This window comes from Streptomyces sp. CY-1, assembly GCF_047218265.1.
Taxonomy (GTDB): Bacteria; Actinomycetota; Actinomycetes; order Streptomycetales; family Streptomycetaceae; genus Streptomyces; species Streptomyces niphimycinicus.
This window is the reverse complement of sequence record NZ_CP178393.1, coordinates 2,039,258-2,055,069: the sequence shown is the minus strand read 5'-3', so window position 1 is coordinate 2,055,069 and position 15,812 is coordinate 2,039,258. Positions and strand designations below refer to the sequence as shown.

Annotated in this window: 15 protein-coding genes; 10 read left to right on the top strand and 5 right to left on the bottom strand. The window is 72.0% G+C overall.

The window, feature by feature from the left end; genetic code table 11:
• Positions 1 to 192 precede the first annotated feature (192 nt).
• A complete protein-coding gene (locus tag ACK1X7_RS08535; RefSeq protein ID WP_361501012.1) occupies positions 193 to 861 on the bottom strand; it encodes a GntR family transcriptional regulator in 669 nt (222 codons plus the stop codon).
• A gap of 106 nt (positions 862 to 967) precedes the next feature.
• On the opposite strand from ACK1X7_RS08535, the gene glyA reads away from it, so the two are divergent.
• From glyA to ACK1X7_RS08510, 5 genes are all read left to right on the top strand, one after another.
• Complete coding sequence (glyA, locus tag ACK1X7_RS08530) at positions 968 to 2,317, top strand: serine hydroxymethyltransferase (protein ID WP_385156154.1); 1,350 nt, start codon at positions 968 to 970, stop codon at positions 2,315 to 2,317.
• A complete protein-coding gene (locus tag ACK1X7_RS08525; protein ID WP_093468380.1) occupies positions 2,314 to 3,534 on the top strand; it encodes a sarcosine oxidase subunit beta family protein in 1,221 nt (406 codons plus the stop codon). Before glyA ends, ACK1X7_RS08525 begins: the two co-directional genes overlap by 4 nt.
• A gap of 10 nt (positions 3,535 to 3,544) precedes the next feature.
• Positions 3,545 to 3,841, top strand: coding sequence for a sarcosine oxidase subunit delta (locus tag ACK1X7_RS08520; protein WP_385156157.1), 297 nt, complete (start codon positions 3,545 to 3,547; stop codon positions 3,839 to 3,841).
• Positions 3,838 to 6,762 (top strand): sarcosine oxidase subunit alpha family protein, encoded by a 2,925-nt coding sequence (locus ACK1X7_RS08515; protein WP_413114888.1) that lies wholly within the window; start codon positions 3,838 to 3,840, stop codon positions 6,760 to 6,762. The genes ACK1X7_RS08520 and ACK1X7_RS08515 overlap by 4 nt, the downstream gene beginning before the upstream one ends.
• Before the next feature lie 112 nt (positions 6,763 to 6,874).
• The gene (locus ACK1X7_RS08510; RefSeq protein ID WP_390792705.1) at positions 6,875 to 7,435 is read left to right on the top strand and encodes a sarcosine oxidase subunit gamma; all 561 of its coding nucleotides are present in this window, start codon (positions 6,875 to 6,877) and stop codon (positions 7,433 to 7,435) included.
• A 15-nt stretch (positions 7,436 to 7,450) separates the two neighbouring features.
• Here the strand turns inward: ACK1X7_RS08510 and ACK1X7_RS08505 are convergent, their stop codons facing one another.
• Both ACK1X7_RS08505 and ACK1X7_RS08500 read right to left on the bottom strand, forming a co-directional pair.
• Positions 7,451 to 8,356, bottom strand: a complete 906-nt coding sequence (locus ACK1X7_RS08505; RefSeq protein ID WP_385139975.1) for an MBL fold metallo-hydrolase — start codon at positions 8,354 to 8,356, stop codon at positions 7,451 to 7,453.
• A gap of 21 nt (positions 8,357 to 8,377) precedes the next feature.
• On the bottom strand, positions 8,378 to 9,697 hold the full coding sequence (locus ACK1X7_RS08500) for an MFS transporter (protein WP_385139973.1): 1,320 nt from the start codon (positions 9,695 to 9,697) through the stop codon (positions 8,378 to 8,380).
• Positions 9,698 to 9,857: 160 nt separating this feature from the next.
• On the opposite strand from ACK1X7_RS08500, the gene ACK1X7_RS08495 reads away from it, so the two are divergent.
• The 3 genes from ACK1X7_RS08495 to ACK1X7_RS08485 all read left to right on the top strand — a co-directional run bounded on the left by ACK1X7_RS08495 (position 9,858) and on the right by ACK1X7_RS08485 (position 12,121).
• On the top strand, positions 9,858 to 10,067 hold the full coding sequence (locus ACK1X7_RS08495; protein ID WP_385139970.1) for a hypothetical protein: 210 nt from the start codon (positions 9,858 to 9,860) through the stop codon (positions 10,065 to 10,067).
• Complete coding sequence (locus tag ACK1X7_RS08490) at positions 10,054 to 11,445, top strand: amidase (protein ID WP_413114887.1); 1,392 nt, start codon at positions 10,054 to 10,056, stop codon at positions 11,443 to 11,445. Before ACK1X7_RS08495 ends, ACK1X7_RS08490 begins: the two co-directional genes overlap by 14 nt.
• 94 nt (positions 11,446 to 11,539) lie before the next feature.
• Complete coding sequence (locus ACK1X7_RS08485; RefSeq protein WP_390792608.1) at positions 11,540 to 12,121, top strand: TetR/AcrR family transcriptional regulator; 582 nt, start codon at positions 11,540 to 11,542, stop codon at positions 12,119 to 12,121.
• Positions 12,122 to 12,216: 95 nt separating this feature from the next.
• Here the strand turns inward: ACK1X7_RS08485 and ACK1X7_RS08480 are convergent, their stop codons facing one another.
• Positions 12,217 to 13,092: an SDR family NAD(P)-dependent oxidoreductase gene (locus ACK1X7_RS08480; RefSeq protein ID WP_398161126.1), complete on the bottom strand. Its 876-nt coding sequence runs from the start codon at positions 13,090 to 13,092 to the stop codon at positions 12,217 to 12,219.
• Positions 13,093 to 13,161: 69 nt separating this feature from the next.
• Here ACK1X7_RS08480 and ACK1X7_RS08475 point away from each other — a divergent pair, with 69 nt between their 5' ends.
• Positions 13,162 to 13,845: a TetR/AcrR family transcriptional regulator gene (locus tag ACK1X7_RS08475; protein ID WP_385139958.1), complete on the top strand. Its 684-nt coding sequence runs from the start codon at positions 13,162 to 13,164 to the stop codon at positions 13,843 to 13,845.
• A gap of 164 nt (positions 13,846 to 14,009) precedes the next feature.
• Here ACK1X7_RS08475 and ACK1X7_RS08470 read toward each other — a convergent pair whose 3' ends face one another.
• Positions 14,010 to 14,693 carry a hypothetical protein gene (locus ACK1X7_RS08470; RefSeq protein ID WP_385139955.1) on the bottom strand — a complete coding sequence of 228 codons (684 nt, stop codon included), beginning with the start codon at positions 14,691 to 14,693 and terminating at the stop codon, positions 14,010 to 14,012.
• Between the two features lie 141 nt (positions 14,694 to 14,834).
• Here ACK1X7_RS08470 and ACK1X7_RS08465 point away from each other — a divergent pair, with 141 nt between their 5' ends.
• Positions 14,835 to 15,785 carry a phosphotransferase family protein gene (locus tag ACK1X7_RS08465; RefSeq protein ID WP_390792610.1) on the top strand — a complete coding sequence of 317 codons (951 nt, stop codon included), beginning with the start codon at positions 14,835 to 14,837 and terminating at the stop codon, positions 15,783 to 15,785.
• Positions 15,786 to 15,812 lie beyond the last annotated feature (27 nt).

Genomic DNA, 15,812 nt, shown 5'->3' with positions numbered 1-15,812 from the left:
CACCAATGAAGTGACGTGCCTTCAAGGAGCGAACTCGCATGCCACACCGCGCCGATGAACACCTCGACTGTCGGCCGAACGTGGCGTGTCCGCCGCCTCCACCCACGGGAGGCGGGCACAGCCATTCATGCACGGCGCCGCGCCGCGCACCAGCCGGTGGGAACTCCCGCCCTTGGTAGGGAGGTTGGCGACTCAGATGGCCGCGCGGATGGCCCGTTCGAAGCCCTCGACATGGTTGCCGGCGAGCTGTGCCGCCTTGTCGGGGTCACCGGCGACGATCGCGTCGATCAGCGGTCCGTGCTCTTCGACATGGCCGGCCATGTCGGACAGGCGGTCGATGAACAGGCACCAGATGCGCGTGGCCAGATTGTCGTGGCGGACGAGGGTGTCCTCCAGATACGGGTTGTGCGTGGCGGCGTAGATGGCGCGGTGGACCTGAAGGTCCAGATGCATGAGGTCGGCGGCGGCATGCCGGTGCGGATCCACGCTCTCAAGCTCCCGCCGTAGGGCCGTCAGCGTCGTACGGTCGGTGGCGGTGGCGCGCCGCGCGGCTCGGGCGGCGGCCAGCGGCTCCAGCTCCTGACGCACCTCCGAGATATGGGCCAGGTCGGTGATGTTGACCTCGGTGGCGAAGGTGCCGCGCCGGGGGTAGGTGGTGATGAGGCGCTCGTACTGGAGCCGCTTGAGCGCCTCGCGCACCGGCGTCCGTCCGACGCCGAGGGACTGTGCCAACTGGTCCTCGTTGATCGGAGCGCCCGGGCGGATCTCGAGCATGACCAGACGGTCCCGGATGGCGCGGTAGGCGCGCTCGGCGAGGGACAGCTCCTCGCCGTCCCCGGGCTCGGTCGCCACGTTCCGCATGAGGCCCCCTTGACCTGTCCGGCGAGCTCCCATACCTTACCGCACAGGCTGATATATCAGTTGCCGATCAGTGGTCCAGTAGTTCGCCTCCCAGGATGGTGCGCACATGGCAGCGAACCCGCCCACCGAGGTCACCACCCCTCTCTCCGCCCCGCTCAGCGAGCTCGACCCGGAGGTCGCCGCCGCGGTCGACGCCGAGCTGCACCGGCAGCGGTCGACCCTCGAAATGATCGCCTCGGAGAACTTCGCCCCGGCCGCCGTCATGGAGGCCCAGGGCTCGGTCCTGACCAACAAGTACGCCGAGGGCTACCCGGGCCGCCGCTACTACGGCGGCTGTGAACACGTCGACGTCATCGAGCGGTTGGCCATCGCCCGGGTGACGGAACTCTTCGGCGCCGAGGCCGCGAACGTGCAGCCGCACTCGGGCGCCCAGGCCAACGCGGCCGCGATGTTCGCGCTGCTGGAGCCCGGTGACACGATCCTCGGCCTCGACCTCGCGCACGGCGGGCATCTGACCCACGGCATGCGCATCAACTACTCCGGCAAGTTGTACAAAGTCGTGCCGTACCACGTGCGCGAATCCGATCTGCGCATCGACATGGACGAGGTCGAGCGGCTCGCCCTCGCCCACCGGCCCAAGATGATCGTCGCCGGCTGGTCGGCCTACCCCCGCCAACTGGACTTCGCCGCGTTCCGGCGGATCGCCGACGAGGTGGGCGCGTATCTGATGGTGGACATGGCGCACTTCGCCGGGCTGGTGGCCGCGGGCCTCCACCCGAGCCCGGTGCCGTACGCCGATGTCGTGACGACCACCACCCACAAGACCCTCGGCGGGCCGCGCGGCGGGGTGATCCTCAGCCGGGCCGGCCTGGCCAAGAAGATCAACTCCGCGGTCTTCCCGGGGCAGCAGGGCGGCCCGCTGGAACATGTCATCGCGGCGAAGGCGGTGGCCTTCAAGGTGGCGGCGGGCGAGGAGTTCGCGGAACGCCAGCGGCGCACCCTGGACGGCGCCCGCATCCTCGCCGGACGGCTGCTGGCCGACGATGTGGCCGAGGCCGGGATCACAGTGCTGACCGGTGGCACCGAGGTCCACCTGGTCCTGGTCGATCTGCGCGCCTCCGCGCTCGACGGGCAGCAGGCCGAGGACCGGCTGCACCGCGTCGGCATCACCGTCAACCGCAACGCGGTGCCGTTCGACCCCCGTCCGCCGATGGTCTCCTCCGGGCTGCGGATCGGCACCCCGGCCCTGGCCACCCGCGGCTTCGGCACGGCGGAGTTCCGGGAGGTCGCCGACATCATCGCGCAGGCCCTGATGGACGAGCGGCTCGGCGACGAGCGCACCGGCCTGCTGCGTGACCGGGTGGAGAAGCTCGCCACCGCGTTCCCCCTCTATCCCCGGCTGCCTCACTCGGCTCACCCGGCTCACCCGCCCCGTCCGAACGGAGACGCGGCATGACCGCCACGCCGCTGCCGGAGCACCCGGACTTCCTCTGGCGCACCCCCGAGCCGCGCTCCTCCTACGACGTGGTCATCGTCGGCGCGGGTGGCCACGGCCTGGCCACCGCCTACTACCTCGCCCGGAACCACGGCATCACCAATGTCGCCGTCCTGGAGAAGGGCTGGCTGGCCGGTGGCAACATGGCACGCAACACCACGATCATCCGCTCGAACTACCTGTGGGACGAGAGCGCGGCGATCTACGAGCACGCGCTGGGGCTGTGGGAGCGGCTCCCGGAGGAGCTGGACTACGACTTCCTGTTCAGCCAGCGCGGCGTCCTCAACCTCGCGCACACCCTCCAGGACGTCCGCGAGGGTGTGCGCCGGGTCAACGCCAACCGCCTCAACGGAGTCGACGCCCAGTGGCTGGAGCCGGACGAGGTCGCCAAGGTCTGCCCCATCCTCAATGTCTCGCCCCGCACCCGCTATCCGGTCCTCGGCGCCACCTTCCAGCCGCGGGCCGGTATCGCCAAGCACGACCACGTCGCCTGGGCGCTGGCCCGGCGGGCCGATGAGATGGGCGTGGATCTGATCCAGGGGTGCGAGGTCACCGGCTTCCTCAAGGACGGCGACCGGGTGGTGGGCGTCGAGACCAGCCGTGGCCGCATCCTCGCCGGGCGGGTCGGCCTCGCGGCCGCCGGGCACAGCAGCGTGCTGGCCGAGCGGGCCGGTGTCCGGCTGCCGGTGCAGTCCCATCCGCTCCAGGCGCTCGTCTCCGAACTGCATGAACCGGTGCACCCCACCGTGGTGATGTCCAACCATGTGCATGTCTACGTCTCCCAGGCGCACAAGGGCGAGCTGGTGATGGGCGCGGGCGTCGACGCCTACAACGGCTACGGGCAGCGCGGCTCGTTCCATGTGATCGAGCGGCAGATGGCCGCCGCCGTCGAGCTGTTCCCCGTCTTCGCCCGTGCGCATGTGCTGCGGACCTGGGGCGGCATCGTCGATGTCACACCGGACGCCTCCCCGATCATCGGCACCACCCCCGTCGAGAACCTCTACGTCAACTGCGGCTGGGGCACCGGCGGGTTCAAGGCGACCCCGGCCGCCGGCTGGACCTTCGCCCACACCATCGCCACCGGCGAGCCGCATCCGCTGAACGCCCCCTTCGCCCTCGAACGCTTTACGACGGGCGCGTTGATCGACGAACACGGCGCCGCGGCCGTGGCCCACTGAGGAGGACATCGTGCTGCTGATCAGTTGCCCATGGTGCGGTCCTCGCGACGAGACCGAGTACCACTACGGGGGACAGGCCCACGTCCCCTATCCGGGAAACCCCGCGGAGCTCACCGACGAGGAGTGGGCCGCGTATGTCTTCTACCGCGACAACCCCAAGGGGCCGTTCAACGAGCGGTGGATGCACGGCACCGGATGCCGCCGCTGGTTCAACGTCCTGCGGGACACCGTGAGTTACGAAGTGCTGGCCGCCTACCGGCTCGACGAGCCCCGTCCCGAATTCCCCCAGGCCGGAGGGAACCGATGACCGACCAGCGATTCCGGCTCCCGCACGGGGGCCGCGTCGACCGCGGCACCGTGCTGCGGTTCACCGTCGACGGCCGGGAGATGACCGGACACCCCGGAGACACCGTCGCCTCGGCGATGCTCGCGAACGGGCGCGTCGAGGCCGCCCCGTCGCTCTACCGCGGCCGACCGCGCGGCATCGTCGCCGCGGGTCCTGAGGAGCCCAACGCCCTGTTGCGGATCGACGGCCCGTGCTCCGAGGGCATGCTGCCCGCCACCACGGCGGAGCTGTACGACGGGCTGTCCGCCACGACGCTGTCCGGGATGGGACGGCTCGACCCGAGCCCCGACCCGGCCGGTTACGACAAGAAGTACGTCCACACCGATGTCCTGGTGGTCGGCGCCGGACCGGCCGGGCTCGCGGCCGCCGCCGCTGCGGCGGGCTCCGGGGCCCGGGTGATCCTCCTCGACGACCAGCGCGAACCGGGCGGCTCGCTGCTCTCCGGGCGCACCGAGAGGGTCGGCGGGCAGACCGCCCTGGAGTGGGTCGCCGAAGTGCGCGCGGCCCTCGACGCCGGCCCCGAGACCGTCGTCCTGCGGCGCACCACGGCGTTCGGCAGTTACGACGACAACTACGTACTGGCCCTGGAGCGGCGCACCGACCACCTCGGCACCGACGCCCCCGAGCCGTCCGAAGGGGTCTCGCGGCAGCGGCTGTGGCACATCCGGGCCCGCCAGGTGGTCCTGGCCACCGGCGCTCACGAGCGTCCGCTGGTCTTCGCGGGCAACGACCGGCCCGGGGTGATGCTCGCCGGGGCGGTGCGCTCGTACCTCAACCGGTATGCGGTGGCGCCGGGTTCGCGGGCGGTGGTGGGCACGACGAATGACAGCGCCTATGACACGGTGGCCGATCTCCACGCCGCCGGAATCGACATCGCCGCCGTCGTGGACGCGCGGCCCGAGCTGTCCCGCCGGGCCGCCGAGGTCGCCGTGGCGAGTGGGGTGCGAGTGCTGACGGGCAGTGCGGTGGTGGACACCGCGGGCGGGGACCGGCTCACCGGTGTCACCGTCCAGGCCCTCGACGCCGAGGGTCAACTCACCGGTGAGAGCGCGTCGTTCGACTGCGATCTGCTGGCCGTCTCGGGCGGCTGGAGCCCGGTGGTGCACCTGCACAGCCAGCGCCAGGGCACGCTGCGCTGGGACGAGGACCTGGTCGCCTTCGTCCCCGACGGCGCCGTACGGGACCAGCACATCGTCGGCGCGGCCCGGGGGACGTTCGACCTCGACGGCTGTCTCACCGAAGGTGCGCGGGCCGGTGCGCGGGCCGCGACGGACGCCGGGTTCCCGGTCGCCGCGCCCGAACCGCCGTCCGGCGACGCTCGGCCCCGGGCCACGGCGGGCCCGGTGCGCGCACTGTGGCTGGTGCCCGCACCCGGCTCCGGCGCCGACCCCGATGGCGAACCCGCCACCTGGGACACCCACTTCGTCGACCTACAGCGCGATGTCACCGTCGCCGACGTCTGGCGGTCCACCGGCGCCGGTATGCGCAGCGTCGAGCACATCAAGCGCTACACCTCGCTCGGCACGGCGAACGACCAGGGCAAGACCTCCAACGTCAACGCGATCGGCGTGATCGCCGAAGCCCTCGGCGCGGGCGCCTCACCCGGGCGGATCGGCACCACGGGCTACCGGGCGCCGTACACGCCGGTGGCCTTCGCCGCCCTGGCCGGGCGTGAGCGCGGCGAGCTGTTCGATCCTGAGCGCACGACCTCCATCCACCGATGGCATGTCGCCCACGGGGCGGTGTTCGAGGACGTCGGGCAGTGGAAGCGGCCCCGGTACTACCCCCGGCCCGGTGAGGACATGGACACGGCCGTGGCCCGCGAGTGCCGCGCGGCCCGTGAGGGCGTGGCGTTCATGGACGCCTCCACCCTCGGCAAGATCGAGATCTGGGGCGCGGACGCGGGTGAGTTCCTCAACCGCGTCTACACCAACGCCTTCAAGAAGCTGAAGCCCGGCATGGCCCGCTACGGCGTGATGTGCAAGCCCGACGGGATGATCTTCGACGACGGTGTGACGCTGCGCCTCGAGGAGAACCGCTACTTCACGACCACCACGACCGGTGGCGCCGCCGCCGTCCTGGACTGGCTGGAGGAGTGGCTACAGACCGAGTGGCCCGACCTCGACGTCCACTGCACCTCGGTGACCGAGCAATGGGCGACGATCGCGGTCGTCGGCCCCCAGTCGCGCGAGGTCGTGGCCCATCTCGCCCCCGAGCTCGACCTGTCGAACGAGACCTTCCCGTTCATGGCCTTCCGCGAGACCACCCTGGCCTCCGGCATCCCCGCCCGTATCTGCCGGATCTCCTTCTCCGGCGAACTCGCCTACGAGATCAACGTATCCGGGTGGTACGGCCCGGCGGTCTGGGAGGAGGTGTACGCGATCGGCAGGCCGTACGACATCACCCCGTACGGCACCGAGACCATGCACGTCCTACGGGCCGAGAAGGGCTACATCATCGTCGGCCAGGACACCGACGGCACGGTCACCCCGCAGGACGCGGGCATGTCCTGGGTGGTATCCCAGCGCAAGGACTTCATCGGCAATCGCTCGTACTCCCGTGCCGACACCTCCCGCACCGACCGCAAGCAGTTGGTCGGCCTGCTGCCGAGCGATCGGCGGACCCGGCTGCCCGAGGGCACCCAGCTCATCGCGCCGAACGTGCCCCTCACCCCTGAGGCCGGACCGGTGCCGATGCTCGGCCATGTCACCTCCAGCTACCACAGCCCGGCCCTCGGCCGCCCCTTCGCCCTCGCCCTTGTCGCGGACGGGCGGGCACGGATCGGCGAGACCCTCCTCGCCCCCGTGGGCGAGGACCTGGTGCCCGTGCTGGTGGCCGACACCGTCCTCTACGACCCCGAAGGGACCAGGCGAGATGGCTGAGCCGATGAACGCCGAAGGCGCGGGCGCGGGTTCGGGGGCAGGCGCGGGTTCGAGGGCAGGCGCGGGCCCGGGGGCGCTGCGCACCAGTCCCCTGGCGCATCTGGCGGAGCGGATGCACACCGCCGCCGTCACCGGCCCGCGCGGAGTCACGCTGACCGAGTGGCCGTTCAGCACCATGGTGAACCTGCGCGTCGACCCCGCCTCCGAAGCGGCCGACCGCATCGAGAAGTCCCTGGGGGCGCCACTTCCGCGGCAGTGCGGCCACACCACCGCATCGGGCGCCCATACGGTTCTCTGGCTCGGACCCGACGAATGGCTCGTGCTCTCCCAGGCCGAGGGGACCGACGGGACCGCCGTGGCCGCCGGGTTGCGGGCGGCACTCGGCGCGGATCCGGGCTCGGTCGTGGACGTTTCCGCGAACCGCACCACGCTGGAGCTGAGCGGCCCGGCCGCTCGGCAGGTGCTGGAGAAGGGCTGTCCGCTTGACCTGCACCCCCGGGCCTTCGGCCCCGGCCACGCGGTGTCGACCACGGTGGGACCCGTCGCGGCGCTGCTCTGGCAGGTCGACGGCGTACCGACGTACCGGCTGCTCCCTCGGTCCTCGTTCGCCGACTATCTGGCGCGCTGGCTCATCGACGCGATGAGCGAGTACCGCGGCCCAGAGCTGCCCTGATGGGTCGGCCCGTGGTCACCGCGCACCCGGGTGTACGGGCGAGAGCCGGTAGGTGTTCTCGTGGGTGATCACACGTCCGGCGGTGGGCGGCGGGAAGTGGGTGCCGAGCAGGAGCGTGTCCGTATCGGCGAGGGAGCCGAGGAGTTCGCGGCGGGTGGCCTCGGACTGCTCGGGGGTGATGTCCACGCATGAGCCGATGGCGGGGTGGGCGAGCTGGACGGGGTGGTGGATGCAGTCGCCGGTGATCAGCGCCGCCTTGTCGCCGCTGGTGAGCTGGAGGGCGATATGGCCGGGGGTGTGGCCGGGCGTGGGCATCAGCCGCAGCCCCGGGGCGACCTCGGTGCCCTCGGCCGGGACGTCGACCAGGTCGAGCAGTCCCGCTTCCTCGACCGGGGTCACGGAGTCACGGAACATCTGCGCGCGCGGTTCGTCCATGTCGTAGCCCGCCCAGAACTCCCGTTCCGCGCGGGAGGTGAGGTAGCGCGCATGGGGGAAGGTGGGCACCCACGCACCGTCCACCTCGCGGGTGTTCCAGCCGACGTGGTCGGTGTGCAGATGGGTGAGGATCACCAAGTCGATGGATTCCGGGGGGAACCCGGCGGCGGCCAGACGCTCCGGGTAGTCGGTGTGCAGATCGTGCCAGGCGGGGTTGGCCCGTGTCTTGCCGTTGCCGATGCCGGTGTCGACGAGCACCTTCAGCCCGCCCGCCTCGAAGGCGAAGCTGTGGCTGTCGATGCGCAGGATGCCCTCCTGGTCGGCGAAGTCCGGGCGCAGCCAGTCCTCTCGCGCGACCACGTCCGTGGTGGCGTCGGGCAGCAGCCACGGCCCGGTCTGCGGCGGCAGAGGCACCTCGTCGATGCGGTGGACGGTGATGTCGCCCACGGTCCAGAAGGGGATGTCGATGCTGTGTGCTGTGTGCATGGTCCGTCGTTTCCTTGATCTCTAGCGGGCGGGCTTGATCCGGCGCCGTGACGCGGTGAGTGCCGCCACCGCCGCGGCGGCGAGAACTGCGGCGCCGATGGCGTAGGCGTAGGCGGCGGTACGGAGCCCGTAGTGCTGGGTGGCGGCGCCCGCGGCGATGGCGGGCAGGCTCATCGCCAGATAGCTCAGGACGTAGTAGGCGGCCACGGTGGTGGCCCGGTCCCGCTCGTCGAGCGAGCCGAGCATCATCCGCAGCGCCCCTTGGGAGACGGCGCCGAAGGCGATGCCCGCCAGGGCCGCGCCGCCGAACAGGGCGAGCGGTCCGGCGCCGTACAGGGCTCCCAGGCTCAGGGCCGCGGAGGGGATGACGGCCAGGGATCCACCGGTGGCGGCGGCGGTCGGCGCCGTGCGCCGCAGGGCCCATACGGTGAGCGCGGCGGCGGCGCCGACGGTGAAGAACACCATCCCGCCCGCCGTACGGGGAGTGCCGGGGGCCACGAGGCGTACGAGCGCGGGCCCCAGGGAGGAGTAGAGACCGCCCAGCGCCCAGACCGCGACAACACCCGTGCCCACGGTCAGCAGCGCGCGGCGGGCCGAGGGCGGGACGCCGAGCCGCGGAAGCAGCGAGCGCAGCGCGCCGGGGCGCCGCCGCCCGGTCTCCGCGGTGCGGATGACCGCGGCCGCCTGGGCCACGAAGAGCGCGGCCAGCAGCAGGTAGACGATGACGGTGGGCGCGGGGGAGAGGGAGATGAGGAGGGTCGAGACGAGCACGCCGCCGGCCATACCGGCCACCGGGGTGATGCTGTTGGTCAGGGCCGATCGGCCGGGGCGCAGCGGGTCATCGAGGTCGAGGAGCGCCGCGCCCGAGGCACTGGTGGCCGCGCCGGTGGCCGCTCCTTGCAGGACCCGGGCGGCGATCAGCGGTCCGGCGCCGTCCGCCGTGGCCAGCAGCACCATGGACACGGCCTCCAGGGCCAGCGCGCCCACCAGGACCGGGCGCCGTCCCAGGTGGTCGGAGAGGGCTCCGACGGTGAGCAGGGCCAGCAGCAGGGTCAGGGCGTAGGCGCTGAAGATCACCGTGATGGTGAGCGCGGACAGGCCCCACTGGTCCTGGTAGAGCGGGTACAGCGGAGTGGGGGCGCTGGAGGCGGCCAGGAGGGTCGTGAGGACGGACGCGTAGAGGACGAGAGGTGCGGTGCGGTTCGCCGTGGTCTCGCGGAGGGATGCGGTGCGGTTCGCTGTGGTCTCGCGGAGCGGCGCGGTGCGGTTGGCCGTGGCCTTGCGGACGGGGGCGGCTGCGTAGGGGCGCTGCGCGGGGGCGCCGGAGGTGGCGCTGGGCATGGGGCTCCTTCCCGCTAAAAGCGATGTGTTTGCTTTAAGGGACTGTAGGCCCTACAGTCGACTAACGCAAACCGTTAGCTTTTGTTTCGGGGTTGCCGGGGATCGCCGGGGTCATGCCTCCCGGGGTCGCTCCGCCTCTCCGGCCCATGAGGGAGACACCATGTCCGCTGCTGAACTCACCCCTCCGGAAGCGGCCCGCTGGGCCGCCCGGGCCGGGCTCCCGCTGCCGCCCGAGCGCCACGCCGTGGTGGCGGCCACCGCCAATCACATCCACTCGGTCGTCGCCGTCCTGCGCGAACTCGACTTCGGCGACACCCCGCCCGCCCCCGCCTACCGGGCGCGAGAGGAGCAGCCCGATGCGGCCGTATGAACTGTCCCTCACCGCGGCCGCCGCCGCGATCCGGGCCGGAGATCTGTCCCCGGTCGAGCTGGTGGACTCCGTCCTGGAACGCGTCGAGCGGCTGGAACCCCATCTGAACGCCTACGCCACGGTGACCGCCGAGCAGGCGCGCCACGCGGCACGCAAGGCCGCGGACGACATCGCGGCGGGCCGCGCGCGCGGTCCGCTGCACGGCATCCCCATGGGGCTGAAGGATCTGATCGACGTCGCCGGTGTGGCCACCACCGCCAGCTCCCGGGTCCGCGCCGACCACCGCGCGCAGGCGGACAGCACGGTCGCCGCGCGCCTAGGCGCGGCCGGAGCGGTCCTGGTCGGCAAGACCCACACCCATGAGTTCGCCTATGGGCTGACCACCCCGCAGACCCGCAACGCCTGGGACCCCGGCCGGGTCGCAGGGGGCTCCAGCGGCGGATCCGCCGTGGCCGTCGCCGCGGGCGCCGCCACCTTCGCGCTGGGCACCGACACCGGCGGATCCATCCGCGTCCCCGCCGCGCTCAACGGGGTCGTCGGCCTCAAGCCGACCTACGGCCTCGTCCCCCGCCACGGTGTCACCTCCCTGTCCTGGTCGCTGGACCATGTCGGGCCCCTGACCCGCACCGTCGAGGACCAGGCCCTGGTCCTGGCCGCCCTGGCCGGACACGACCCCCGCGACCCCGCCTCCCTGGACACGCCCGCGCGGGACTACCGGCCCGGCGCGGACGAGGACCTGACCGGGCTGCGCGTCGGCGTGCCGCGCAACTACTACTTCGAGCACGTCGATCCGGAGGTGGAAGCCGCGGTCCGGCGGGCCGTCGACCGGCTTCAAGCCCTCGGCGCGCGCCTGGTCGAGGTCGAGATCCCCATGACCCGCTACATCCAGGCCACGCAGTGGGGTCTGATGGTGCCGGAGGCCACCGGCTACCACGAGCGCACCCTGCGCGCGGTGCCCGAGCTGTACCAGGTGGACGTGCGCACCCTGCTCGAAGCCGGGGAGCTGATGCCCGCCGGGGACTATCTGCGCGCCCAGCGCTCCCGGACGCTGATGCGCCAGGAGTGGGCGCGTGTGCTGGCCGACGTCGATGTGATCGCCGCCCCGACGGTCCCGGCGACCGCGGCCAAGGCCGACCAGGAGACGATCACCTGGCCGGACGGCACCGTCGAAGCCGTCTCCGACGCCTACGTACGCTTCTCGGCCCCCGCCAACCTCACCGGAGTGCCGTCACTGTCCGTTCCGGTCGGCCACGACACGGCGGGCCTGCCGATCGGCATGCAACTGCTGGGGCGGCCCCTCGGGGAGAACGTGCTGCTGCGGGTCGGCCACGCCTACGAGCGGTCCCAGCCGAGCCGGGCGCTCGCACCGGCGGTCTGACGGCGGCCTTGGGGTCTGGGGGGGCACGGCCTGGGGCGTAGGGCCTGGGGCGCACCACTGCCTAGAAGCAAGAAATTTGCTTTAAGGTGGAGAGATGAGCAGGCAGATGGTGCGCCCCGGCGGGCGCAGTGCCCGGGTCCAGGCATCGGTGCACACCGCCGTACGCGAACTCGAAGCGGAGGTGGGCCGCGACGCCCTGACCGTGCCACTGGTCGCCCAGCGCGCCGGGGTCACCCCCTCCACGATCTACCGGCGCTGGGGAGACCTCACGGAGCTGCTGTCGGATGTGGCGGTCGAGCGGCTGCGGCCCGACACCGCACCCGCGGACCACGGCGCCCTGGCGTCCGACCTGGCGGCCTGGGCCGAGCAGTTCCTCGACGAGATGGCGTCCCCCGGCGGCCGTGCCTACATCCGCGACGCCCTGCTCGGCGACCCCGACGGCACCAACGCGGGTCAGTGCTCGGCCTACGCCGCCGACCAGGTCGACCTCATCCTGGCCCGCGCGGCCGAACGCGGGGACGATATTCCCGAGGCCGATATTCCCGAGGTCGAGACGGTCATCGACCGCGTCGTCGCCCCGCTGATGTACCGCATCCTCTTCCGCCCCGCGGGGCTCGACGCCGCGTACGCCCGCGGACTCGTGGCGGGGCTCCTCGGCCAGGGCGTGACCGGGTGACCGGGTGACCGGGCCGGGTGACCGCGCGGGCGGGCGCCCGTCGTGCTGGTCGCAGCCCGCGACGAGAGGCGTGACCGGCACGCTCCCAACAGGCCCTACTCGGCCGTGCCTTCGGGCGGGAGCTGTGCGGGGTAGGGCTCGCCGAAGTCGGCCGAGCGGCTGACCTGCTCCCAGGCGGTCGCCTCGGCGAGCTGGTGCTGGGAGTAGTCCCGCGCCATGGTCGTCGCGTTCACGCCCAGCGGGAGATGGGCCGGGACCTGGTCGCGGTGGACGGTGCGCACGATGATCTCGGCGGCGCGCCGAGGGTCCCCGGCCGCTCCCGTTGTGCTCTGCCGCACCAGCCGGTTCATCGCCCCGACGGTCTCGTCGTAGGCGTCGGGGATGGGGCGGACCGTCATGGAGGAACCGGCCCAGTCGGTGGCGAAGCCGCTCGGTTCGACCACCATGACGCGCACGCCGAACGGTGCGGTCTCCACGGCGAGGACGCGGCTGAAGCCGTCGACCGCGAACTTGGCCGCCTGGTAGGAGGCGATGCCCGGCGATCCGCCGACCCGCCCGCCGATCGAGGAGATCTGCACGACGGTGCCGGCTCCCTGTCGGCGCAGGGTGGGGAGCGCGGCCTTGGTGACGTTGTAGACGCCCCAGAAGTTCGTCTCGAACTGGGCGCGGAAGTCGTCGTCGTCCGAAGTCTCGATGGGCGACACATTGGCGTATCCCGCGTTGTTCACGAGCACGTCGATGCGCCCGAAGCGGGCGAGCGCCGCCTCGACGGCCTCGTGCGCCGCCGCTGGACGTGTGACGTCCAGCGCGACGGGATGGACGCGGTCGCCGTACTCGCTGAATGCCTCCGCGAGGGCCTTGGGGTCGCGGGCGGTGGCCACGACGTGATCGCCGGCCTCGAGGGCGGCGGTGACCAGGGCGCGGCCGAGGCCGCGGGATGAACCGGTGATGAACCAGACCTGTTGCTTCATGCCGTTAGTGCAACACCGTTCTCTTAATAATGCAACATCGTTGCCTTACGGGTTCCTATGATGTGGTGCATGACGACGCCTGCCTTCCAACGTGCCCGCAGTACCCAGGCCAAGCAGGCGCGCGAAGAGGCGATCCTGGACGCGGCGCGTACGCTCGGCCACCAGCGCGGGGTCCGGGACGTCACCCTCACCGACATCGCCGCGGCCGTGGGGATGCACAAGTCGGCCCTGCTTCGCTACTTCGAGACGAGGGAGCAGATCTTCCTGCTGCTCACCGCGGAAGGCTGGCGGCAGTGGTCCGCCGATCTGCGCGGCGATCTCGAACGGAGGGCACACGCCACGCCCACGGAGGTCGCCGAGGTCGTCGCCGCCACGCTGGCGGCCCGGCCGATGTTCTGCGACCTGCTGGCACAGGCGCCCCTGAACCTCGAGCGCAATGTCTCGATCGACTCGGTGCGCGCCTTCAAACTGGGGACGTTCAAGGAGATCGAGCTGATCGACGGCGAACTGCGACGGCTGCTCGGACTGACCGAGTCGCAGTCCGTCGACCTGATCGCCGCGGCCACCAGCATGGCCGGGGCCCTGTGGCAGATGGCCACCCCCGGCCCCCGCCTGCGGGAGCTCTACGAGACCGACCCCCGGCTGGGCCACGCCGTCGTCGAGGTCGAACCCCGCCTGCGCCGCGTCCTCGCCGCCTACCTCACCGGACTCGACGCGGGCCCCTCCGCGGCGGCCTCGGCCGACACTCCGTAACCGCCCGGCCGAACCGCGCACGCGGGTCGGTACAGGCCGGTCGGTGCGATGCGGCCCCGCCGCGATGCCGTGTGCCCCGGCCGACGGCCGGGGCACACGGGGCTGGGTCTCGGACGGAGGGAAGAAGGAAGTCGTCCTCGGCTCGGGCCCGGCTCCGGCCCGGCTCAGGCCCGGGAGCCGAAGGGCGTGCGGCCCCGGCCCAGTGCCACCGTCGTGGTGACCCGGGTGAGGCTCGGTCTCCGGGGCACCGAACCGAACCCGAAGCGCACCGGGGGCTCGACGGGTGCCAGCACACCGAGGTCGTCACCCTCGAAGACCGCCGACACCGCGACGATCGGCCTCAGATCCCGCGCGCCGTACCACTCACGGCGACCGCCCCCGGCGCTGCCACGCGTCCGCACACCGGCCAGGAGCAGGCGGGCGGGGACGTCCAGCAGCGCGCTCCATGCCGGACGGCGGGCGAGTGCGCCGGGCACGGCACACAGCAGAAGTCCCAGGGGCCCTCGCCGGCCCGTGGTGAAGCGCATGTTCAGCGCCCCGGCGCTGACGGCCCAGGTGCCCGCCTCGACGCTCACGCGGACCGGCACGATGCGCACGGCGTCGAAGGCGTAGGTGAGGGTGATGAACTCCGCCGTCTCCGGCGTGGGCGCGAGCAGCAGCCGTTCACCGTCGGCGCGATCGAGCATCACATCGCTGAACGGCCCGAACGGCGACCGCGCCCAGTGGCCCAGCACGATGCGCGTCCCGGAGGAAGTGCCTGTGCCCGCGATCCATCCGTCGAAGCGCAGCCGCGCGGGGCCGGTGGCCTTGCCGCGTTCTCGGCTCACGCAGGGTGGGTCCCCGCCCATCGCGCCCGGAAACGTGCATACGGCACGGGGTGCCCGGCCCCAATCCGATCAGCCGGGTACGGCGTTGCCCGCAGGGAGAACCGGCACGGCTCTTTCGCTGGCTCTGCGCCACCTGCTCCGCGGACATGCGACGATCGGGCCGTGACGGATTCTGTGACCCCACAGCACATCGCCCGCCGCACCTCCACCGCGGTCGACGCGACTGTCGGAGCAGCGCGTGATCTCGGACTCACCGTGACCGATGCCAAGGTGCTCCATGACCTGTTCTCCGTGGTTGTCCACCTCGCGCCCGCACCGGTCGTGGCGCGGGTTCCCACCGTCCTGCCGCGCTACGTGGACCCCGATTCCCAGGCACGCCGCCAGCGGGCGGAACTGGATGTGACACGGTGGCTCGCGGACCGGGGAACCCCCGTGATCCCGCCCAGTCCTCTCGTGCCACTGGAGCCCGTTCAGCGCGACGGATTCTCGATGACCTTCTGGCAGTTCGTCGAGGAGCGCCGGGACACCGAGCCCGACTATGCGGCGAACTCCGAAATCACCGCCGACCTGCACGCCGCGATGCGCGCATACCCGGGCCCACTGTCGTTTCTGTCCGCGGCCGAACCGCGGTTCATCGTGGACAGCCTTGACCTGCTCCAAACGCGCCCCGACCTCATCGGCCCGGCCGATCTGGACCGCGCACGCCGCGAGTGGCAGGTCCTGGAACCTCTCGTGCGCTCACGCGCGGCGTTCGAAACGGCGTTCCCGGGGATCGACCTCCAGCCCATCCACGGCGACTCCCCGCCCGCGAACATCTTCTCCGGGGCGGACGGGGACCTCTACGCCGACTTCGAGCTGGTCACGCTGGGCCCCGTCGAATGGGACCTGGCCGCTCTCGGGCCGACCCTCGAATCCGCCTACAACCGCGGCGCGCGGCGCGCCGGCATGAGGCCGTTGAACGAGGACGTCCTGGGCTTCGTGAACGCTGTGGGGATGCTGCGGGCCATCGCCTCCCTCTCGCTCGTACCGCAACTGCCGCCACTGATCGAGTACTTGAAGCCGGCCGTCGACCAGTGGCGGACGATGCCGTTCGCCGGCGGCGTGGTTGGCTGACATCGACACGGGACGCCTCACCGGGAC